Source organism: Paenibacillus sp. MMO-58 (genome assembly GCF_037146255.1).
GTDB lineage: Bacteria > Bacillota > Bacilli > Paenibacillales > Paenibacillaceae > Pristimantibacillus.
Map to the genome: position 1 here is coordinate 92427 of NZ_JBBCVY010000016.1, position 22328 is coordinate 114754.

The following is a 22328-nucleotide window of genomic DNA, read 5'->3' on the forward strand; positions in this document are numbered from 1 at the left end:
CTCCCTCTTTTTCGCTCGGACAATCATCCAAGAGGCAGCCGTTCCTCCTTCATATGCTATTAATAGAAAGGAGATTGATAGTATGGAAGAACAACTTGGCCGGCCAGTCCCCGATAAATGGGCTAAGCAGGCGGCTCTGCTCGCCGATCCGTTTATTGCCCCGCATATTCCGCCAACGAAGCTATACAATGCCGGCAACCTAAGAAGCATGCTCGCCAAGCATCAAATGGTTGTCATCAAGCCGGTTATCGGCACGGGAGGACACGGCGTTATTAAGGTATCGAAGACGAGCACGGGCTACAGCTTTACCTCTCATTCGACAACACATTCTTATGCCAGCTTTGAAACGCTCAAATCGGCTCTCGACAAGAAACGCAAAAATCGTCCTTATCTGATTCAGAAAGGAATCCGTCTTGCCAAGGTTGGCGCTCGTCCGATTGATTACCGGGTCAAATATGTAAAGACGGAAGCAGGCTGGGAATACCGTTCTATGGTAGGGAGAATTGCCAAGCCGGGGTTGTTTGTCACGAACCTGTGCCAAGGCGGCACGATGGTTACGGCGGCAGAGGGAATCCGTCGATCCTTATCCCCGTCTCTGGTGGGAGCGAAAAAGCAGAAAATGCGGGATCTGACCGTAGCGTCAACGCGAATTTTGGAGGAAAGGTTCCCGGGCGTGGGGCAGTTAGGGTTTGATTACGGCATTGACGTTAACGGAAAGATATGGATCTTTGAAGTGAATACAAGGCCGCAATAAGAAGGATAAGCCCATTAATAAACCCTTTCGGGTTTGTTTTTTTTCAAGGGGAAGCTACAAGCTTATGCACGTAATTTCAATATATTCCATTAATGGGGTAAGAAATTTCGATTAAAGTTTTTTATCGCGTTTTGGTAAAAAAAAGGCTGTGTATAAAAGTATCCACATCATCCACTGCGTTAAATCCTCATTTTTCGACTTGTATTCACATCTCATACACAGCCTGTCCACAAGGATATGTGTATAATGGGGGCCATTGTTGTAGGGAAAAGGGCATGTTACGATGGGAACAGCTCAGGAAACTTTAGGAAGAAAGGAAGTGTCCAGGTATGGATCTGCTGTCAGACGAGCTGCTGGAAGACACCTACCTTGCCGCTATTCAGTACAAGCTGGAAGACGACTTCATCCGAATGCTTCTGCTCGAGATGAAGCGAAGACAACTTAACAAGGCTGCCGCCTCAACAGCTATTTAAAGGTGTACTCCCTATTTCCATAACGGCAGCCTCAACCGTCCGTTCGCAGGACGAGCAGTATACAATATGCAAGCAGTTTCTATTATCGGCCGATTGATTCCATGAAGTCATTTCCGTCTCGAGTGGCACATAAGGTGCATAAGGACCAATCCAGTCTGTCATTCGGCCCCAATCTTCCATCGCTTGGCCACAATTGGAGCAAGCTGCATCCAGCGGCTGCATGCCATTGCATACAGGACAAAACATAAGGGTATCCTCCTTGGCTCGTGCAGATTGTCTGCACTTGAATGAAACGCCAACGTTAGGATACCCTTCTCATTTTCGTTTAACCACAATGGAATTCACAAGTTTTCGAGTTATTGAAAAATGGAATTCCATTTGGCGATAAAACCTAACTCATGCTACAGCTTCATGTTGCTGCTATGCCCCGGCGAGAGCTTAGCGTCCGGATCAATATAGACCTTCGCGTTATTAATGGCGGTAGGGGCTTCTCCGAAGCCAACGGCAATCAGCTTCAGCTTGCCCGGGTAGGTCGTAATGTCGCCCGCTGCAAAAATGCCGCTGACGCTGGTCTCCATTCTTGTATCCACGAGAATGGAGCCGCCTTGAATTTCAATACCCCATTCGGCAATCGGGCCGAGAGAGGAGACAAAGCCGTAATTGACGATTACCGCATCTACTTCGATCTCCGCTTGCTCCTTGGTTTTGACATCCGTCAGCGTTACGCGGCTGATCCGGCCGTCCCCATGGAGGGAGGTAACCTCTTTAGGCGTCTGGACGTTAACCTTGGAGTTCATCAGATTCTCTACGCTATGTTCATGCGCGCGGAACTTGTCGCGGCGGTGTACCAGCGTAACCGACTCCGCGATGGGCTCAAGCATCAGCGCCCAGTCAACGGCCGAATCGCCGCCGCCCGTGAGCAGTACCTTTTTCCCCTTGAACCGGTTCAGATCCCCGACAAAATAATGAAGGTTGCTCTTCTCGTATTGCACGGCTTCGGGCAGCTCCAGCTTGCGCGGCTCGAAAGCGCCAACGCCCGCCGTAATAATAACGGCTTTTGCATAATGTACGGCTTTATTGGTAATGACTTCAAATAGTCGTTCGCTCTGTTTGTTCACTTCAACGACTTTTTCTTCTAATAATACTTCCGGCTGAAAAAGACTGATTTGCTCAATTAACCGATCAACAAGCTCTTGGGCTGTAACTTTCGGGAACCCGGCCACGTCATATATGTACTTCTCCGGATAAAGGGCTGCTAGCTGACCGCCTAGTTGAGGCATACTCTCAATGATTTTGACGGATGCCTGGCGCATTCCGCCATAAAAGGCTGCAAACAGGCCGGCAGGTCCGCCGCCAATAATGATAATATCTGTAAGGTTATTTGGCTGCTCTACGGATGACATGGAAAGCACCTCCAATATATTGATGATCTGCTTCCTATTATATGCCTGCGGTTTGCAAGAAGGAAATATTAATTTGTATGCTGCTCTAAAGTTTTTCGTATATTTTGCTCTTGAAGTTTAAGTAAAAACTATGTAATATTTCTGATGTATTGTATGTATGGCGCCGAATTTGGACAGTCAACAGTAGATAAATAGGACTGAAACGCAGGTATTAAAGCGTACAATCGGAGCGATAAATCGGACCAAAAAATGACACAATTCGCTGGGGTAGAAATATAGATCCAGCACGGATTGTGTAATTTTTCACAAACAAAAAGACACATAAACAAGCTAAGGAATGGATGGGATCATACGATGAGCAACATACCCAAAATTGTCATCTTAGGAGCTGGCTACGGTGGTGTGCTTACTGCGCTGCGGTTGCAAAAGGAGCTAAATTATAACGAGGCTGACGTCACTTTAGTGAATAAGCACGACTATCATTATATTACAACGCATTTGCATATGCCTGCTGCGGGAACGGATAACCCGGAGAATGCGCGCGTCAGCATTTCCAAGCTGATTGACGAATTCAAGATCGACTTCGTGAAATCGACAGTCGTACAGATTCGCCCGCAGGACAAAAAGGTTATTCTTGAGGATGGAACTCTTTCGTATGATTATCTGGTCATCGGTCTTGGCGGCGAGCCGGAAACCTTCGGCATTCCTGGACTTGGCGAATATGCAATGAATATTAGAAGCATCAACTCTGTGCGCCTGATCCGCGAGCATATCGAATATCAATTCGCGCGCTTCAAGCGTGAACCGCATCGTACCGACTACCTGACCTTTATCGTAGGCGGAGCGGGCTTTACCGGCATCGAATTCATTGGCGAGCTGTCCGACCGTATCCCTGAGCTGTGCAAGCAGTTCGATGTCGATCCGGCACTCGTGAAAATTTATAATATTGAAGCTGCGCCAACCGCACTCCCGGGCTTCGATCCTGAGCTCGTGGAATACGCGATGGACGTATTGACGAAAAAAGGCGTAACGTTTCGCATCGGAACGGCGATCAAAGAGTGCACGCCGGACGGCGTGGTAGTTGGCGAAGGCGAAGAAATCAAATCGCAGACGGTTATTTGGACCGGCGGTATCCGCGGCAACCGTCTCATTGAGGATGCAGGCTTTGAAACGATGCGCGGACGCGTAAAAGTGGACGACAACCTGCGTGCACCAGGCCATGAGAATATTTACATCGTGGGCGACAACTCCCTGATGTTTAATCCTGAGGGCCGTCCTTACCCTCCAACCGCTCAAATCGCTATGCAGCAAGGCGTTGTATGCGCGCATAACCTGATTGCTTCGATCCGCAACCAGCCTTTGAAGGCCTTTGCCTTCAGCAACAAAGGAACGGTGGCATCGCTGGGTAAAGGCGAAGCGATTGGTATCGCGTTCGGCAAGAAGTACAAGGGCCGCACGGCTGCTTGGCTGAAAAAACTGATCGACCTTCGTTACCTGTTCATTATCGGCGGTATTCCGCTTGTGCTGCGCAAAGGGAAATTCCTGTAATGCGTCACTGCAGCGTTCAAGTCCGCGGATTATTGACCCGGGATGAGCTCGACCGCTACAATGCGTTGATGGAAGTCGGCTCGTTCCTCGAGTCCCAGCAGCGTTATGATTTGTCGTATACGGTGCAAAAAGAAGTGGATATTCTCATCCTGCCCGCCATCGAGCGGCTGAAGGAGAAAGGCCGCGAGCGCGACCGTGCGACTGAGCTCTATCTGGAACAAAAGCGCCTCGGCCTCCTGGACGAGGACGACGAAGATTAATAAATAGCTTTCGCTCCGGCTACAATGTCATTAAGTTAAGCAAACTTAATGACATTGCGCTTCGGCGAGAGCTTTTTTGTTTTGTATCGGACGGTTATCCGCTCCGCGAGTCCTCGGAACAAATAGCGTTATGTAGTTTCGTTAGCGGAAGACTTCACTACTGTCGAGGGACCGTTATTGGCGTAAACTATAAGCTTCATTAAGTCTATATATTTCAGTTATGACCAAGGTTGGTATTAAGCTGTTACCAAAGCAGGAATGTTGGGAGGCGGCTGAAGTGACATTTCCATTTTCGATTTCGGTTGGGGGAATCGTGCGCAAAGCGGATGAGGTCCTGTCTTCTAACTCAGGCTTGCTCCAATCATCTAGCCCAATAACTACAAAGACAAAATACCGGTCATACGACGTCTATCTATCTTAAAAAACAACGCCACCGGAATCACCCGGTGGCGTTATAGGTCAAAAAAGGTTAAGCGAGGGTAGAGCAGGCTGAATGATTCTGGAGAAGCGACGCGTTCGCCTTTGTTCTCAAAGTTTAACCTTAGGCTAATTAATTCAGATAACTTTGAGAACAACAGCGATCGGAAGAACATTCAAATGCGCAAGTCCCGCCGCTAACCTACAAAGCCTACAGCGAAAGCATCGCCTTAAACTTCTCATCCGTCAGCAGATTCCCGACAAAGAATTCGCCAAAGTCGCCGTAACGAGCGCTGACTTCGTCAAAGCGCATTTCGTATACAAGCTTCTTGAACTGAAGCGCTTCGTCGGCAAAGAGCGTAACGCCCCATTCCCAATCATCGAAACCAACGGAGCCGGTGATGATCTGTTTAACCTTGCCGGCATATTTGCGGCCGATCATGCCGTGGCTGCGCATCATGTTGCGGCGGTCTTCCATGCTCAGCATGTACCAGTTATCGTTGCCCGAACGGCGTTTGTTCATCGGGTAGAAGCAAATATGCCTTGCTTTTGGAAGAGATGGCTTCAGGCGTGCCACAACCTCCGGATTTTGCATCGGGTCGCTGCCCGGTGAATTCACGTAGTTGCTAAGCTCAACTACGCTCACATACGAATGAGCCGGCTGCGTGAACTCGGCGAACAGCGTTTTGTTAAACGCGGTTTCGATGTCGTTCAGCTCTTCCAGCGTTTCGCGCAGGTGCATAAACACGAAATCGGCTTTTTGGCCAACGATCGAATAAACGGCCGTGCTGCCTTGCTTGTTCTCGTCAACGCTGCTCCATTCCTTCAGGAAAGATTGAAGCTCGTCCAACGCCTGGCTCCGTTCTCTATCGCTTGCAAGCCGCCATGCCGCCCAATCCATCGAACGGAAATCATGCAGCGCGTACCAGCCCTCTAATGTAATGGCTACTTCACTCATGGGTAAATTCTCCTCTCGTCACGTTGCTTTTAACATTGTATCGTAAATAAATCAGCTAGAGCAAATGGCGGACTTGTGACAAATGGACAGCTCCGATTGACTTCCTTATTTCCATTATTTAAACTGAAAAGCGAGACTTTCCATAAGGAGAAGAGGACATGCTTCAATTATTTGTAGCCACCGTGCTGTTCCTGGTCATGATGTTCGGCATCGGCTTTATTCTTAACATGCTTCTCAAAACAACGTGGTTTCCTATTTATGTCTTTATAATCGTACTGCTGCCTATCGGCATATGGTCGACATGGGATCATTCCGTTTCGTTTGTCGACAATTTTACAGAGTTTACATATGTAGATGTTATCCCCGTTATCGGCGCCTTGGCCGGCGCTTATATCAGCGGATGGGCCATTCGCGCGCTGCGCCGCGGCGGCTATAAAATGTTCTAAAGCATTCAACGGCTTTCGTTATTCCGAAGGGAATCACGGGGCCGTTTTTCGTTTCCAAGAAATTTATTAGTTTCCTTGTATACCGCGCTCCGCTAGGGATAGTGGCGGCCGCTTGCCTTGTCACCTCATATTTCTAGTTTTGTATTCGTCCCCGGTCCTTCTTTTTATGTTAAAATAATAGAAAGTACGAATGAGATGGAGAGATGCAATTGCGCATCGGTAATCTACTGCAATATACAGAACATCACCGTTATTACATTTTTCGCGATTTTTCGCTAAGCAGCTTGGACTATAAAATGTTGTCGCTTATCTATCAACCGATGTTAGGCGCATTTGCTATTGCTTTATATCAGCAGCTGTATCATGGTATTGCCGAAGGTACGTCCGGTTATTCGGCCATTGAAACGCAACGCAAGCTGTTCCTGGGACTTGGACTGGACATGAACGAACGCGGCAGAAAATATTTGATCGATCAGGCATCGCGCCTTGAAGCGGTTGGGCTTCTGCAGACGTCGCGCGTAGGATTGCCGGATCAGGCGGATGTCCTGTACGAATATGAGCTGTCGCAGCCGCTCACGCCGGGGGAATTTTTCCGCAATCAGCATTTGACCATGCTACTTCGGGACAAGATTGGCAAATACGCGGTTATTTCGCTTCGCGAATCGTTTGGGGCGCAAGAGCCGGACGAGCTTGCGCAGAAGCAGCTGACCAAAGAAAATATTTCGGTGCCTTTCTATGAGCTCTTCCAACTGAACACGCAATCGGTTGATCAGGAGCTTGAACAAGCTTTAACGGAAGTAGCGCCAACCCGTCAGGCTGCGCCCCGGGCACAGCTTGAGACGGCAGGTATTCCTTACGGGGAGATTATTCTGCGTTTTCCGCGAAATTCTGCGAACCGGAGTTATGTAGAGCGGATGCGAGGCAATTCCGAGCAGCTCGCACAAGTCAATTATGTCGCTTACAAATACAATCTATCCGTAGCGGACATTTGCCGGTTATTGGATGAAGACGGCATTTTCGCCTCGAATGGCGATCTGATCGTAGACGAAATTCAACTGCGCGCGAATCAGCTGTACCGTCAAGATAAGAAGCGTGAAGGAGAACGGCAAAGAACGCTTGCCCGCGTGCAGGCAGCAGCCGTTCAACCAAATGAGGCAGAGGAAGAGCTTGTCGAGTTTGGCGTTCAGGAAGAGTATTACATGCTTGTGCCAAGCCAATTGGAAGGCAGATGCGACGTGCAGCAATATAATATGCTCATGCGGAACGAACCGCATACCCGTTTTTTGCAGCGGTTTTTCCCTGGAGCCGTACCGGATTGGATCGAAAGATCCTTTGAGCGGATTGATCTGAATTACAAGCTTCCCGCACCGGTGATCAACGTACTTATTCATTATGTGATAGGCATGAACGATGCGCAGCGCGTGACGAAGACATTCGTCGAGGCCGTTGTTTCCAACATGCTGGTCAAGCAGGTAGATACATTCGAGAAGGCTGTTCTTTACGTTAGAGAGCAAGCTGAGGTAGAGGCCGACAAGGAACGCCGGAATGCGAGAGCTGCAGCAGGCCTTCCGGGCACGAGAGGAACGTCGCGCAACAGCTCGCGCGGAGGGACGTCCCGCAAGCCGTCTATTCCGATTGTGCAGGATGAAGGAGCGGGAGATACGGCAATTTCGCCGGAGAAGCTGGAACAAATGCGAAGGCTTGCCAGAAAGCTGGACGGCAAAGGTTAAACCATAAAGCGGGGTGAATACGAATGGAATCGCTTGGTGAAATGTTAAAAGCATGGCCTGGCGGCAAGTCAATGAACGATCAAGCGGAACAAAAGCTTAGGGAGCTAATGGCGGACCCTCTTGTTGAGCGTCTGTTCGTCAAGCACCCTGAGCTGGATGAACGTGCGGTACGGATGAATATGAACCGGGTCTATCAATATGTGAATGAATACCGGAATTGTTCGAACTGCCCGGGATTAAACAATTGTCCAAATGATTTCGAGGGCCATTATACATTGCTTTCTTGCGAAACGGTAAATGATCAGGTTCAATTGATTGACCGGAAGGTATCCTGCAAGAAGTTCCTCGCGCGGCGCAGCGAAGAGCAGATCAAGAACCGGATTCGCAGCTTCTATGTGGACGAGACCGCGCTGAATAACGGTTATTCGGCCGATGAAATATTGTTCAACGATCCTAAGCGGACGGAGGCAGCCTATCAGATTCTGGCTTATATCGATAAGACCAAGGAAGAAGGGCTGCAAAAGGAAGGCTTGTACCTGGCCGGCAAGTTCGGCACGGGCAAAACTTTTCTTATGTGTTATCTGCTTCATGAGCTTGCGAAGGCGGGTTACTCTGGAGCTATCGTCTATATGCCGGAATTCGTGGAAGATTTGAAATCGATGATGCATGACCAGACCAAGCTTCGCGAGACGGTAGAGATGATGAAAGAAACCGATCTGCTTATCTTTGATGATATCGGGGCGGAGAACCTGAATCCGTGGGTCCGGGACCATGTCCTTGGATCGATTCTCAATTATCGGATGAACCGCAAACCTACTTTATATACTTCCAACTATGAGCTGGATGCTTTGGAGAGACACTTCAGCTTTACGAGCAAAGACGGCGATGAACAATATAAAGGAGAACGTCTGATGAACCGGATCAAGCCTTATGTTGAGGTTGTTATGGTCACGGGAGAGAATAAGCGGGGACGCAAATAAAAAAAGAGCCTGCACATTTGTTCACATGTGCAGGCTCTTTTTTTGAACATACTTTAACTATTTACCGCGTTAATAACTTATAGTATACTCTCCTCATGGGGAGGTGAGAGAATGTTACATACTTGGAAAAATAAAGTTCAAGATGTACATCTATGGAAGACGGAATCGGTGAGCAGAAGTTTAGAATGAGTTTGCTATTAATGCCTTACTAGTAAATTATGTAGGCGATGTAAACAGAATGCAATACTTATGTTCAAAATAATCAGAAAAATTAAAAGATTTGAACAAATGGAAAGGCAGCGATGTTTAAACAGAGAGCATATGGACGATATCACGTTCAATTTAAAGGAGGAGATAGGATGATTACTCGAAAGAAATCTATGAAGTTTTTGTTCCTATTAAGTATTCTGGCTATCCTAATCGCAGGCTGTTCCAATAAGAATACCAATAACAGCTCGAATTCCCCTTCGCCTTCGGCAACGACGGCCGATGAATCGGCTTCTCCTTCCGCAGAACCTTCAGAGGATCCTAATACGCCTAAAGTAGGCGGAACGTTAACGGTAAGCACATTCTCCGATATTGTTTCGGTAAATCCGATTTTTGTGAATGATACGGCTTCCGGAGATATGCAATATTTGTTATTCGCCCAATTGTACGATCTGGACCGTGACGGCAATCTTGTTGTACAACCATGGTCTCTCGCTGCTGAGCTTCCTCAAATTTCGGAGGACAGCAAAACCTATACCGTAAAAATGAAAAATACGGCCAAATGGAGTGACGGTCAGCCGATTACCGCAGATGATTTGGTCTTTACTATTAATACGATCATAAATCCAAAAGCGGGTGCGCCAGGCATCAGTACGTTTGACAAGGTTGGCAGCGTCGAGAAAGTCGATGACTACACCGTCAAAATTACGCTGAAGCAAGTATATGCGCCATTCCAATACTCCCTGATGCTTAATCCGGTGCCAAGCCATATCCTCAAGGACGTGAAACCTGAAGATTTGCAGGCGAATGCATTTGGTAAAGATCCTGCCAAGACAGTGACCAGCGGTCCTTGGAAATGGTCGGAGTGGAAAGCCGGCCAATACGTAAGCCTGGAAGCCGATCCGAATTATTGGGGTGAAGTGAAGCCTAATATTCAAAAGGTCGTTTACAAAATTTACGCCGATCAAAATACGGAAGTTCAAGCGCTGATTAAAGGCGATGTGGATACAACGCTGGCGATTCCAATCACGCAGCTTGAAGCGGTTGAGAAAAACGACAAAATCAATGTTATTAAGGGATCAACCTCGACCTACGAGTATATTAGTTTTAACTTTGACGCCAACAACTTCCCGGATAAGTTCATTCCGTTCTCTTCGCAGAAGAGCCGTCAAGCCATTGCTTACGCTCTGAACCGCCAAGGCATGGTTGATAACGTTCTGAAAGGTACAGGCGCTCTGATGAATGCACCGTTCCTTCCAGGCTCCTGGTCGGATCCAGGCGACAAAGCGGTTAATTACAATTACGATGCCGAGAAAGCAAAAGCTCTGCTTGCCGAAGACGGCTGGGTTGCCGGCAAAGACGGCATTCTCGCGAAAGACGGCCACCGCTTCTCCTTCGAGCTGCAATACAACGCCGGCAACAGCCGCCGTGAAGCGGTAGCTCAAATCATTCAGCAGAACCTGAAGGACGTAGGCATTGAAGTGAAACCAACGGCGATCGATTTCGCAACTTGGATCGATCAGAACATTACGCCTGGTAAATACCCTGCCATTCTGCTTGGCTGGTCGCTTAGCAATCCGGATCCGGACGGCGAAAGCATCTTCTCGTCGAAATACTTCCCGCCAGCAGGTCAAAACAGCGGTTGGTATAAGAACGAGAAGCTCGACAAGCTCTGGGTGGACGGATACTCCGTTGTGGATCAAGCAGCCCGTAAAGAAATTTACAACCAAATCGCAACCGAAATTTCGACGGACCTGCCTTACGTATTCCTGTATCAATACGGTAACCCTCAAGGTATCGGACCTAAAGTGAAATATGCGGAAGAGGATGCGCCTGTACCAACGCAGCAAACCGGATATTTCTACCATATGATCAAATGGTGGCTAGCCGAATAAGCGGCGTAATCAATCGTTTGCAGGAGAAGAGGGCTTGGCCCTCTTCTTCCTTGTAAACCAATCCGCGGCAATTCTTAGGTTTACGCATACGAAGTAAGAATTACCTCAAAAGGCGCGGTAATTCTTTTTAGGAGGATGGGCAAATGACCGAGTTTATTATTCGCCGAACGCTTCAGTCCGTCTTGGTGCTATTCCTGATTACGCTCGTGACATTCGGGCTTATCCATGCCGCTCCGGGAGGACCTTTTCAAATCATGCTGGCGCCGGGCTTATCGCCGGAAGCAATGCAAATACAGGCCCATAACATGGGTCTTGATAAACCTCTTCCCATGCAATATTTAAGTTGGTTAGGCAATTTGCTGCAGGGCGACTTGGGTTATACGTTCAAGAATCATGTGCCGATTGGCGAGATTATTTGGCCCACCGTTAAAAACACGTTTATTCTAATGAGTGTTGCTTGGCTGTTGACACTGATCATTGCTATTCCATGGGGGATCTACAACAGCACGAAGGAATACAGCCTCTCCGATCAAACGGCTTCCTTTATTTCGTATATTGGATTTGCGATGCCGACCTTCTGGTTCGGGATCATTCTTCAGCAGATCTTCTCGATAAAGCTGGACCTTCTGCCGCTGGCCGATATGTATTCGATGGATAAAGAAGGTCAATTTGGTGATTTGATGCTGCATCTTGTTTTGCCGGTGACTGTTCTTACTCTCGGTTTTCTGGCTGCTTACGTGAAATATTCGCGTTCCAGCATGATGGAAGTGCTTAACCAGGATTATATCCGTACGGCACGAGCAAAAGGGGTGCAGGAAGGGAAAGTCATTTACAAACATGCTCTCCGCAATGCGCTTATTCCGATTATTACTATTATTGCGCTTGACCTGCCGTTGCTCGTGGCCGGCGCAGCTATAACCGAAAGTGTCTTCAATTGGCCGGGAATGGGACGTTTATTCGTACAGATGGCGGTTGCGCGCGAGTACTCCGTTCTTATGGCTATTACTCTTTTGACGGCTGTTATTGTCATTTTCGGTAATTTGCTCGCAGACTTGTTGTATGCCATCGTTGATCCGCGGGTGCAGCTTGGCAAGAGAGGGGGAAGGTCGGCATGAGCGAAGCCAATATGCAAACCTCTGCGGTAATCCCGCCAGTTGAAGTAAAGGCGATTAAGCCGCTTAAGCGACCTCCCGGGCCTTGGCGTACGGCCTGGTCCAAATTCAGACGTAATCCTTACGCGATAACCGGTCTTGTTGTTCTTCTGATTTTTATCATCGGAGGAGGGGCGGCGCCTTGGCTTACGAAATACGATCCGGCAAAAATCGATATGATGTTTGTTAACGTAAAAGCGGGTACGGACGGACATTTGCTTGGCACTGACGAGCTGGGCCGGGATATTTTCGCGAGATTGCTCTATAGCGCTCGGATTTCTTTGACGGTGGGATTTTCGGTAGCTGCCGGATCCGTCATTATTGGGGCTATAATCGGATCCATCTCCGGTTTTTTCGGCGGATTTATCGATACCTGCTTTATGCGGCTTGTAGACGTGATGAACTCAATTCCGTTATTGTTCCTTAATATTCTGGTGCTTGCGATCTTTGGCACTGAATTCCGTTACATGATTATCGTTCTGATTCTAACCAGCTGGATGAGCGTGGCGCGTCTTGTACGAGGAATGTTCCTGCAGCTACGGGAGATGCAATATGTGGAAGCAGCAAGGGCCATCGGGGTATCGAATCTCGGCATTATTTTCAAACATTTGCTCCGCAACGCAAGCTTTCCGATTATCGTAAACGCAACTTTAATGGTGGGATCAGCGATTTTGAGCGAATCGGCATTATCCTATCTCGGCCTGGGCATTCAAGCGCCAAAAACAAGCTGGGGGCTGATGCTGAGCAACGCGCAGGAATTTATGCTTGTTGATCCGCTCCAGGCCGTCTACCCGGGCGTTTGCATTCTTCTTGTTGTGCTTGCCGTGAACTTTATAGGTGACGGCATTCAAGACTCTTTAAACCCACGGCAGAAAATGTCCGAGAGGAGGATCGACAGATGGCGGAAAAGCTTCTTGAAATCGAAAATTTAACGGCTGGATTTCTGACGGTAGGCGGTACGGTTAAAGCAACCGAGCATCTGTCGATTTCCATTGAGAAGGGGAAAACCGTATGTCTGGTTGGCGAGTCGGGCAGCGGCAAAAGCGTCACTTCATTGGCCGTCATGCGGCTGATTGATTATAACGGCGGCGCAATTCTGGAAGGCAGCATCAAATTCCAGGGCGAGGATCTGACGAAAAAGAGTCAGGATGAGATGATCCGTATCCGCGGCAACAAAATCGCGATGATTTTCCAGGATCCGATGTCTTCACTCAATCCGGTCTATACCGTAGGAGACCAGATCGCCGAGAGCATTATGCTTCACCGGAAAAAAGGGAAGAAGGAAGCCCGTAAAATGGCGGTCGACATGCTGCGATTGGTTGGCATCCCGGCTCCCGAAATCCGGGTCAAGCAATATCCGCATGAGTTGTCCGGCGGAATGTGCCAACGGGTTGTAATCGCGATCGCCTTAGCCTGCGATCCCAGCCTGCTTATTGCCGACGAACCTACTACGGCGCTTGATGTTACGGTACAGGCGCAGATTCTCGACCTGCTCCGCAGTCTCCAAAAAGAGCTTGGCATGTCCATTCTGCTTATTACGCATGACATGGGCGTTGCCGCCGAAATGGCAGACCGCATAGCGGTTATGTACGCCGGCATTATCGTGGAGGAGGGCAGCGCAAACGAAATATTCGCACGACCAAGCCATCCTTATACGGAGGGCCTTCTGAAATCCGTTCCCGGACTGGAAGGCTCACGCGGTGAAGAATTATATACGATCCGGGGCAACATCCCGGGATTAAGCCAGCTCCCCGAGGGCTGCCGCTTCCATCCCCGCTGTCCTTATGCGAAGGATATTTGCCGGGAGAAGGCGCCTCCGGCTATGGCCGTAACCGAGGATCATTACGCTTCCTGCTGGATGTACATGGAGGAAGGCGGAGCAGCTGCTTGGAAAAAAGAATCGAATCACGAGGTGAGCCGATGAACGCGGAATATGTGCTGGAGCTGCGCGGAGTGAAAAAATATTTTCCGATTCGTTCGGGTCTTCTGAACCGGGTAGTTGGACAGGTCAAAGCGGTAGACGACGTGACGTTGTCCATCCGCAAAGGAGAGACGTTTGGGCTTGTTGGCGAGTCGGGCTGCGGCAAATCAACGCTGGGCAGGGTTGTGCTCAATCTTCATAAGGCGACGGAAGGCGAGGTTAACTTCAATGGGACGGATGTCCAGAAGTTAGCCGGATCGGAGCTTCGCCGGCTGCGGAAACAGATGCAGATTATTTTCCAGGATCCGTTTGGATCGCTGAACCCGCGGTTTCTGGTAAAGGATATTATCGGAGAGCCGCTGCGGCTGCACGAGAGGATGACGGAGCGCGAGATCGACAGGCGTGTCGTCGAGCTTATGGAGCTGGTTGGCCTTGACGCTACGCGCCGCAACCGGTATCCGAACGAATTCTCCGGCGGTCAGCGGCAGCGGATCGGCATCGCTAGGGCGATCGCGTTAAATCCCGAGTTTATTGTCGCGGACGAAGCGGTGTCTGCTCTTGACGTATCCGTGCAGTCGCAGGTTATTAATCTTCTGATGAAGCTTCAGCGCGAGCTGGGATTAACCTTTCTTTTTATTGCCCACGGTCTTAACGTTGTGCGGCATATCTCCGACCGGGTAGGAGTTATGTATCTGGGGAAAATCGTTGAGATCGCGCCAACGGAAGAACTGTTCGCCAAACCGCTCCATCCTTATACGGCAGCTCTCTTATCGGCCATTCCAAGGCCGGACCCGACGCGGAAGCGGGAGAGAATCGTGCTGCAAGGCGATGTGCCGTCGCCGGCTAATCCGCCGTCGGGCTGCCGTTTCCACCCGCGCTGCCCAGCCGCGAAAGCCAAATGCAGCGTGGAAGAACCGCTGCTGAAGGAGCGGGAGGATGGAAGGCAAATCGCCTGCCATTTTCCGCTGGAAGCAGGTTCAATTCAATAACGCAACAAAAGCCGGGCTGCTGCCCGGCTTTTGTTGCGTCTATCGTTTATAAGTTTCGCTTATATAGTCAATAAATAATTTCCAATTTTCTATTGACAGATGATTGGGCGGACTGGTAATATTCATCCATAACCAACTAAACAGGTAGGAATAATATTATCTACCCGGACCACCGGATGCTAACCATTATTCGTCTGTCAATAAAAATAGGGGTGTGTTGACAATGAAGAGATTAGCTATTATCCGCTCTTTTGTACTTATTCTTACTTTTACGCTGGCCCTCGCAGCATGCGGCAATAACTCCAACTCCAATTCAAATTCCTCGAGCAGTGGAAACAAAGAAACTCCTGCAGCATCCAATGCGGGCACTGCATCGGATGCTCCAACCGAAAAACCCAAAGATGTTGAACTTCTGAACGTATCTTACGATCCAACCCGTGAGCTGTACGTTAAATATAACGAAGCATTCTCGAAATATTGGCTGGACAAAACAGGCCAAAAGGTTACCGTTAAGCAATCCCACGGCGGCTCCGGCGCTCAAGCGCGCGCAGTTATCGACGGTCTGGATGCCGATGTCGTAACGTTGGCGCTTGGTTACGATATCGATGCTCTTGTTGGGCCTGGTCTTATCAATCAAGACTGGCAAACCAAATTTGAGCATAACAGCGCGCCGTATACATCCACAATCGTCTTCCTTGTACGCAAGGGCAACCCAAAGGGCATTAACGACTGGGGCGATCTGATCAAGGATGGCGTTGAAGTTATTACTCCAAATCCGAAGACATCCGGCGGTGCACGCTGGAACTATCTCGCAGCTTGGGGTTACGCGCTCAAACAAAACAATAACGATGAAGCGAAAGCGCAAGAATTCGTACAACAATTGTATAAACATGTTCCTGTACTTGATTCCGGTGCACGCGGCGCTACTACAACATTCGTAGAAAAAGGCATCGGCGACGTATTGCTTGCTTGGGAGAATGAAGCTTACCTGTCCGTGAAAGAGCTTGGTCCGGATAAATTCGATATCGTATATCCTTCCCTCAGCATTAAAGCGGAGCCTCCCGTTGCTGTCGTTGACAAAGTGGTAGACAAACGCGGCACACGAGATGTGGCTACGGCTTACCTGCAATACCTGTACTCCGACGAAGGCCAAGAAATTGCGGCGCAAAACTACTACCGTCCAATCAACGAAACGATTGCAGCGAAATACAAAGACCAATTCAAAGATCTTGAACTGATTACCATCGATGACTTCGGCGGCTGGAAGACGGCCCAAGAGAAACACTTTAACGACGGCGGCATCTTCGACAAGATTTACACGCCAGGCTCGAAATAATGATGGTAACCACAGATGAACGGAGCTGACTTCACATGAAAGGTTCCAAAAGAAAGTCCAAAAACGTATTGCCGGGCTTTGGCTTGTCGATGGGCTTCACGATCGCTTACCTCAGCTTGATCGTTCTTATCCCTCTCGCCGGTGTGTTTGTGAAAACAACCGGCCTGAGCTGGAACGAATTCTGGGCGATTATTACGAATCCAAGGGTAATCGCTTCCTACCGAATCAGCTTTACGACATCGTTTTTCGCCGCGCTAACCAATCTTGTGTTCGGGCTGCTAGTAGCCTGGGTGCTTGTCAGATACCGCTTCCCGGGTAAAAAGATTATCGATAGCCTCGTCGATTTGCCGTTCGCTCTTCCGACGGCGGTAGCAGGAATTGCGTTGACCGCAATTTATGCCCCAAATGGCTGGGTAGGCTCGATTCTCGCGCCGCTGGGGCTAAAGGTTGCTTATACGCAGCTTGGTATTACGATTGCGCTCATTTTTATCGGGATTCCATTTGTTGTCCGCACGGTACAGCCAGTACTGCAGGACTTCGAAAAAGAAACCGAAGAAGCGGCGGTTATGCTTGGCGCATACCGGCTGCGCACGTTCTGGAAGGTTATCCTGCCGGAGCTGATGCCGGCGCTATTAACCGGGTTCGCGCTGGCCTTCGCACGGGGAATCGGGGAATATGGCTCCGTCGTGTTTATCTCGGGCAACATGCCGATGAGAACGGAAATCGCTCCTCTCCTCATTATGTCGAAGTTGGAACAATTCGATTATAAGGGCGCAACGGCGATTGCGCTGGTTATGCTTATTGTCTCCTTCCTGCTTCTGCTGCTTATCAACTTTATGCAATGGCGGATTAACCGCCGTACGATAGCGGACTAAGGGGGAGGAATTAACAATGGCTGGAGCAGTTACCGCGCATTTGTCTCAAGAAGCGTCCAAAAGACCGAAGCATATTACCGAATCGGCTGGCGTAAAATGGACTTTAATCAGTATCGCCATGTTATTTCTAGGGCTGGCCGTAGCGATGCCACTTATCTCGGTATTTATCGAAGCCTTTAAAAAGGGCTTTGATGTGTACAAAGCGGCAATCACCGACTCGGATGCTTTATCCGCATTGCGATTAACTTTATTGGTTGCTCTGATTGCCGTACCGCTAAACGCTGTGTTTGGGATAGCGGCTGCATGGGCGATCAGCAAGTTCCGCTTCAAAGGCAAGAACCTTCTTATTACGTTAATCGATCTACCGTTTGCGGTATCACCTGTCATTTCAGGAATGATTTATATTTTACTGTTTGGCGCGCAAGGCTTTCTTGGTCCTTGGCTTGACGAGCATGATATTAAGATCGTTTTTGCTCTTCCGGGCATTGTACTGGCTACCATCTTTGTTACCGTTCCGTTTGTAGCCCGCGAGCTAATTCCGCTCATGCAGGCGCAAGGCGTACAGGAAGAAGAAGCGGCTGCCAGTCTTGGGGCAAAAGGCTGGCAGATCTTCTGGCGCATTACGCTTCCGAATATCAAGTGGGGCTTGCTGTATGGCATTATTCTCTCGAATGCCCGAGCGATGGGGGAGTTTGGTGCCGTATCCGTCGTATCCGGCCATATTCGGGGGGAGACAAATACGCTGCCGCTGCATATTGAAATCCTGTATAACGAATACCAGTTCTCGGCTTCCTTTGCCGTAGCTTCCCTGCTTGTTATGCTGGCCGTTCTGACTTTGCTGGTGAAGGCTTTGTTCGAATGGAAAACGAATCAAAACGCATCACGCGAAAAAGATGAGTAATTTTTTTAAACTTAATACCGAGTAAATCGGTTGATTATGGAGGGGTTAATAATGGCAAAACCGTTGGAAGTAGATCAAGTGTGGTTGGACCGTATTCTTGAGCAAGTTAATGGGCTGCAGTATGGTTCTGTCAATATTACCGTACATGATGGACGTATTGTTCAAATCGACCGTACCGAACGTACACGTTACGATCAGCCTTCCCATAAGCAGGCACAGCCGGAGCATAAGGCAGCTAACGGCGATAACCTTCGTGCCGTTGCTCAATGATAATAAAGCGAAAAAAGCTCCGTACCGGATATCCGGTACGGAGCTTTTCTTGTTTGTGGTTACGAAATGATGAATTTAATGATGACAGCTGCAGCGAAAACAACGGTCATAAAGCCGAGCATTCCGCCAAAGCCTGTCATAACGTCCATCAAGTCGTGGCGCGGTTCTTCGTTCACATGTTCGCGCGGATCACGTACATTTTCCATTAGTGGATTACGCCTCCCTTGAAGACCATTCAAGCTTATAATAGTATACCCAACTTTACGAATAATTGTAAAGCAATTCATTGACAATTATAAAGCGAAACATGCGTTCGATATGCTAATATAAAGGAATAGATAAACAGCGCTAAGCCAATGTTTTCGAAGTAAGAATTACCACAATAGCAAGGTTCGGCCATTAGTATGGTAATTATGAGTTTACGCTTACGAAGTAAGAATTACCACAATTGCCGAGTCTCGGCCATTCGTATGGTAATTCTGAGATTACGCTTACGAAGTAAGAATTACCACAATTGCCGAGTCTCGGCCATTAGTATGGTAATTCTTTTTAGGAGGGACAAAATGGATCAGCAACAACAAAATACAGCCGCCAGCAGAGCAGAAGCCGAAGAGCTAATCCGCAACAAACTAGCGCTGCTTCCAGACCAGCCCGGCTGTTATTTAATGAAGAACGGGGAAGGCACCATAATATACGTAGGTAAGGCGAAGGTGTTGAAAAACCGCGTCCGCTCCTACTTCAACGGCAGCCACAACGGCAAAACGCAGCGGCTCGTATCCGAAATCCGCGACTTTGACTATATTATTACCTCGAGCAATATGGAAGCACTCATTCTCGAATGCAATCTGATCAAGCAATATCATCCAAGATACAACGTTCTTCTAAAGGACGACAAAACGTTTCCGTATATTAAGATTACGAACGAAAAACATCCTCGTCTTGAGGTTACCCGGCGTGTCGTCAAGGATAAAGGTAAATATTTCGGACCATATCCGAATGCATTCGCGGCTCAACAGACCAAGAAGCTGCTGGACCGGCTTTATCCGCTGCGCAAATGCGGAACGCTGCCTGATAAAGTATGCTTGTATTATCATATTGGCCAATGTATAGCCCCTTGCGAGTATGATGTGGAGCAGGGCCAATACGATGCGATGATTCAGGAAATTACCAAGTTCCTTAACGGCGGTCATGATGCCGTAAAAGCCGAAATTCAGCGTAAAATGGAGGCTGCCGCCGAAGAGCTTAATTTCGAGCGTGCCAAGGAATACCGCGATCAGATCATCAGTATTGATGCGGTTATCGAGAAGCAGAAAATTACGATGAATGATGCCCTCGACCGCGACATCTTTGGTTACGCGGTAGAGAAGGGCTGGATGTGCGTGCAGATTCTGTACATGCGCCAGGGGAAAATGATTGAACGCCGCGGCACAACATTCCCTTATTATGGGGAAGAGTACGATGACTTTATGACTTTCGTTACCCAATATTACAGCGATAATCCGGCATTGCCGAAGCAGATTTTGCTGCCGCTTCCTGCCGAAGAGGAAGAAGGGACGGCGGAATCGTCCACGGCCGCAGATGAATTTGCTACTATGCTGCATAATTGGCTGAAAGTGAAGGTGCTGATGCCGCAGCGCGGACGGAAGAGCGAAGCCGTATCCATGGCCATTGATAATGCCAAGATTGCGTTGGCCGATAAATTCCGCCTAATCGAGCGGGATGAAGAGAGAAGCGTCCGCGCTTCGGAAGGACTAGCCGAATGGCTTGGACTGCCCGATGTAAGGCGTATCGAGGCATTTGATAACTCGAATATCCAAGGTACAAACCCGGTCTCGGCGATGGTCGTCTTTACGGATGGCAAGCCGGACAGGAAGGAGTACCGCAAGTATAAGGTGAAGACCGTTGTTGGCGCGGATGATTACGAAACGATGCGCGAGGTTGTGCGGCGCCGTTACGAAAGAATGCTGAAGGAGCAGCAGACTCCTCCGGATTTAATCGTAGTCGACGGTGGCAAGGGACAAATCTCCGCAGCTCTTGATATTTTGCAAAATGAGCTGGGGCTTTATATTCCGGTATGCGGACTTGTGAAGGATGCAAAGCATAAAACGGCCCAATTGATGACCGGCGATCCGCCGGAAGTCGTGCCGCTGCCGCGCGACAGCCAGGAATTTTATCTTCTGCAGCGGATTCAGGATGAAGTCCACCGGTTTGCAATCTCTTTCCACCGCGAACAGCGCGGCAAATCCATGATCGCTTCCCAGCTGGATGCGATTCCTGGAATCGGCGAGAAGCGCCGCAAGCTGCTGCTTAAGCATTTTGGCTCGATTAAGAAAATCAGGGAAGCTTCCATCGAGGACTTCAAGCCTCTGTCTATTGGCGAGAAGCTGGCTTCGCAAATTTTAGCTGCCTTAAATGAAGAGGTAAAAGAAAAAGAAACGGAATGATATCCTCATTCCGTTTCTTTTTTATTTTATTTACCTTTACCTTTGCCTTTGCTTTTATCTTTACCCTTGCCTTCATCCTTGCCTTTTTTGCCTGATTTGTTGCCTGCTTCAGATTCGGCAGCAGCGCCAGCGCTGCGGCCTTTGCCGCCGGGACCACGTCCGCCGAGCTGGTTGCCGCCAGGAACTTGATTGCCGGCCGTACGGTTGCCGCCGCCAGGAACTTGATTGCCGGCCGTACGGTTGCCGCCGCCAGGAACTTGATTGCCGGCCGTACGGTTGCCGCCGCCAGGAACTTGATTGCCGGCCGTGCGGTTGCCGCCACCAGGAACTTGGTTGCCGGTAGAGAGGTTGCCGCCGCCAGGAACTTGGTTGCCGGCCGTGCGGTTGCCGCCGCCAGGAACTTGGTTGCCGGCCGTGCGGTTGCCGCCAGGGCCTTGGTTACCGCCTGTGCGGCCGCCAATGCTCTTGTTGGCTGCATCGGGGGTTTGTTTTTGTTGCTTGTCATTATTGTTGTTTTTGTTTTTGTTAGGCAAATCTATCACTCCTCTTAAACGTAGTACTAGATTATATGACGAATGATAGAATTGCTCTTGTACGAGAGTGGATAAAAAAGCGAAATGGTCCCTTGTCCAATTCTTACAGTGCAATGCTTGTAATTTTGTTTAGCGGTACATAGACGATGTAGGTCGTTTTGTAACTGGCAGCCGAGAATGCAGCGTTCCCGTTCTGAAAGCCTGCCCATTTCGCTCTATCCAGATCTTTGCCGTTATCCAGCGTTATGCGATGAATAACTTGTCCGAGCGACAGCTTGCTAAGGATGCCGTAAGCATATTCAGCATTGCTTTTTCCGCCGTATTTTTCTTCTTTGTGGTAAGGAATTGCTGAATTGTCGCTGTAGCCGGACGATTTGTGCTCGCTTTTGCAGCCATTTGATTTGTGCGAATAACAGTACGATTTTTTGCTGGAGGATTTGTGTTCATGGCAGTCGTTTTTCTTGCCGCCTGAATTGTTCTTTTTCCCGGACGATTTGTGATGACCGCTTGACTTTTTGCCCGACGACTGTTTCTCATAGCTTTTGTTGCATGAGCTCTGTTTGCGGTCATAGCCGCTGATTCTTGCAATCAATCCAATCACACTCCATATGTTGGTTTAATAGATTATATTAAGGGCGACAGGATTCCTCTTGGACAAAATGGCCGTTTCTATTAAATGGGCTGTTTGAGATGCCGTATAAACGAAAAAAAGGAAGGTATTCCTGCTAAACTGGACCCTACGTCAAGGACACTTTGAAAAAAAGGGTTAAGCCGCCGACAAAAGATGATTCCTGTATTGAACAGGGGTCATCTTTTTTAATCCCCATTGATATCTGT

General features: G+C 48.8%; 23 protein-coding genes. 17 read left to right on the forward strand and 6 right to left on the reverse strand.

The window, feature by feature from the left end; all coding sequences use genetic code 11:
- The first annotated feature begins 82 nt into the window (after window positions 1-82).
- Window positions 83-754 carry a YheC/YheD family protein gene (locus WFJ73_RS30020; RefSeq protein WP_336776564.1) on the forward strand — a complete coding sequence of 224 codons (672 nt, stop codon included), beginning with the start codon at window positions 83-85 and terminating at the stop codon, window positions 752-754.
- 329 nt (window positions 755-1083) lie between these two features.
- Entirely contained in the window at window positions 1084-1227 is a 144-nt protein-coding gene (gene sda, locus WFJ73_RS30025) for a sporulation histidine kinase inhibitor Sda (protein WP_336776565.1), read from the forward strand.
- 401 nt (window positions 1228-1628) lie between these two features.
- Here the strand turns inward: sda and WFJ73_RS30030 are convergent, their stop codons facing one another.
- Entirely contained in the window at window positions 1629-2630 is a 1002-nt protein-coding gene (locus WFJ73_RS30030; protein WP_336776566.1) for an NAD(P)/FAD-dependent oxidoreductase, read from the reverse strand.
- A 354-nt stretch (window positions 2631-2984) separates the two neighbouring features.
- Here WFJ73_RS30030 and WFJ73_RS30035 point away from each other — a divergent pair, with 354 nt between their 5' ends.
- Window positions 2985-4178: an NAD(P)/FAD-dependent oxidoreductase gene (locus tag WFJ73_RS30035; RefSeq protein ID WP_336776567.1), complete on the forward strand. Its 1194-nt coding sequence runs from the start codon at window positions 2985-2987 to the stop codon at window positions 4176-4178.
- Entirely contained in the window at window positions 4178-4438 is a 261-nt protein-coding gene (locus WFJ73_RS30040; RefSeq protein WP_127493161.1) for a hypothetical protein, read from the forward strand. The genes WFJ73_RS30035 and WFJ73_RS30040 overlap by 1 nt, the downstream gene beginning before the upstream one ends.
- A 628-nt stretch (window positions 4439-5066) precedes the next feature.
- On the opposite strand, the gene hemQ is transcribed toward WFJ73_RS30040, so the two are convergent.
- Window positions 5067-5813 (reverse strand): hydrogen peroxide-dependent heme synthase, encoded by a 747-nt coding sequence (gene hemQ / locus WFJ73_RS30045; RefSeq protein ID WP_336776568.1) that lies wholly within the window; start codon window positions 5811-5813, stop codon window positions 5067-5069.
- Between the two features lie 158 nt (window positions 5814-5971).
- On the opposite strand from hemQ, the gene WFJ73_RS30050 reads away from it, so the two are divergent.
- The 12 genes from WFJ73_RS30050 (at window position 5972) to WFJ73_RS30105 (ending at window position 18514) form a co-directional block, all read left to right on the forward strand.
- The gene (locus tag WFJ73_RS30050; RefSeq protein ID WP_127493152.1) at window positions 5972-6259 is read left to right on the forward strand and encodes a YuiB family protein; all 288 of its coding nucleotides are present in this window, start codon (window positions 5972-5974) and stop codon (window positions 6257-6259) included.
- A 209-nt stretch (window positions 6260-6468) separates the two neighbouring features.
- Window positions 6469-7989 carry a helicase DnaB gene (locus WFJ73_RS30055; RefSeq protein WP_336776569.1) on the forward strand — a complete coding sequence of 507 codons (1521 nt, stop codon included), beginning with the start codon at window positions 6469-6471 and terminating at the stop codon, window positions 7987-7989.
- Between the two features lie 23 nt (window positions 7990-8012).
- Window positions 8013-8969: a primosomal protein DnaI gene (gene dnaI, locus WFJ73_RS30060; protein ID WP_336776570.1), complete on the forward strand. Its 957-nt coding sequence runs from the start codon at window positions 8013-8015 to the stop codon at window positions 8967-8969.
- A gap of 359 nt (window positions 8970-9328) precedes the next feature.
- Window positions 9329-11071, forward strand: coding sequence for an ABC transporter substrate-binding protein (locus WFJ73_RS30065; protein WP_336776571.1), 1743 nt, complete (start codon window positions 9329-9331; stop codon window positions 11069-11071).
- 143 nt (window positions 11072-11214) lie between these two features.
- Window positions 11215-12186, forward strand: a complete 972-nt coding sequence (locus WFJ73_RS30070) for an ABC transporter permease (RefSeq protein ID WP_336776572.1) — start codon at window positions 11215-11217, stop codon at window positions 12184-12186.
- Entirely contained in the window at window positions 12183-13154 is a 972-nt protein-coding gene (locus WFJ73_RS30075; RefSeq protein ID WP_442956004.1) for an ABC transporter permease, read from the forward strand. The genes WFJ73_RS30070 and WFJ73_RS30075 overlap by 4 nt, the downstream gene beginning before the upstream one ends.
- On the forward strand, window positions 13121-14146 hold the full coding sequence (locus WFJ73_RS30080) for an ABC transporter ATP-binding protein (protein WP_336776573.1): 1026 nt from the start codon (window positions 13121-13123) through the stop codon (window positions 14144-14146). The genes WFJ73_RS30075 and WFJ73_RS30080 overlap by 34 nt, the downstream gene beginning before the upstream one ends.
- Entirely contained in the window at window positions 14143-15132 is a 990-nt protein-coding gene (locus WFJ73_RS30085; RefSeq protein WP_336776574.1) for an ABC transporter ATP-binding protein, read from the forward strand. Before WFJ73_RS30080 ends, WFJ73_RS30085 begins: the two co-directional genes overlap by 4 nt.
- 223 nt (window positions 15133-15355) lie before the next feature.
- On the forward strand, window positions 15356-16468 hold the full coding sequence (locus WFJ73_RS30090) for a sulfate ABC transporter substrate-binding protein (RefSeq protein WP_336776575.1): 1113 nt from the start codon (window positions 15356-15358) through the stop codon (window positions 16466-16468).
- 35 nt (window positions 16469-16503) lie between these two features.
- Entirely contained in the window at window positions 16504-17343 is an 840-nt protein-coding gene (gene cysT, locus WFJ73_RS30095; RefSeq protein WP_248762263.1) for a sulfate ABC transporter permease subunit CysT, read from the forward strand.
- 16 nt (window positions 17344-17359) lie between these two features.
- The gene (gene cysW / locus WFJ73_RS30100; protein ID WP_336776576.1) at window positions 17360-18244 is read left to right on the forward strand and encodes a sulfate ABC transporter permease subunit CysW; all 885 of its coding nucleotides are present in this window, start codon (window positions 17360-17362) and stop codon (window positions 18242-18244) included.
- Window positions 18245-18295: 51 nt separating this feature from the next.
- Window positions 18296-18514 carry a YezD family protein gene (locus WFJ73_RS30105; protein ID WP_336776577.1) on the forward strand — a complete coding sequence of 73 codons (219 nt, stop codon included), beginning with the start codon at window positions 18296-18298 and terminating at the stop codon, window positions 18512-18514.
- Between the two features lie 59 nt (window positions 18515-18573).
- On the opposite strand, the gene WFJ73_RS30110 is transcribed toward WFJ73_RS30105, so the two are convergent.
- On the reverse strand, window positions 18574-18720 hold the full coding sequence (locus WFJ73_RS30110; RefSeq protein ID WP_336776578.1) for a YqzM family protein: 147 nt from the start codon (window positions 18718-18720) through the stop codon (window positions 18574-18576).
- A 357-nt stretch (window positions 18721-19077) separates the two neighbouring features.
- Here WFJ73_RS30110 and uvrC point away from each other — a divergent pair, with 357 nt between their 5' ends.
- On the forward strand, window positions 19078-20958 hold the full coding sequence (gene uvrC / locus WFJ73_RS30115) for an excinuclease ABC subunit UvrC (protein WP_336776579.1): 1881 nt from the start codon (window positions 19078-19080) through the stop codon (window positions 20956-20958).
- A 26-nt stretch (window positions 20959-20984) separates the two neighbouring features.
- Here the strand turns inward: uvrC and WFJ73_RS30120 are convergent, their stop codons facing one another.
- From WFJ73_RS30120 to WFJ73_RS33495, 3 genes are all read right to left on the reverse strand, one after another.
- Window positions 20985-21491 carry a hypothetical protein gene (locus WFJ73_RS30120; RefSeq protein WP_336776580.1) on the reverse strand — a complete coding sequence of 169 codons (507 nt, stop codon included), beginning with the start codon at window positions 21489-21491 and terminating at the stop codon, window positions 20985-20987.
- Window positions 21492-21594: 103 nt separating this feature from the next.
- The gene (locus WFJ73_RS30125; protein WP_336776581.1) at window positions 21595-22083 is read right to left on the reverse strand and encodes a hypothetical protein; all 489 of its coding nucleotides are present in this window, start codon (window positions 22081-22083) and stop codon (window positions 21595-21597) included.
- Between the two features lie 174 nt (window positions 22084-22257).
- Window positions 22258-22328: IS3 family transposase (locus tag WFJ73_RS33495; RefSeq protein ID WP_442955964.1), on the reverse strand; the 71-nt coding region annotated here is incomplete at its 5' end.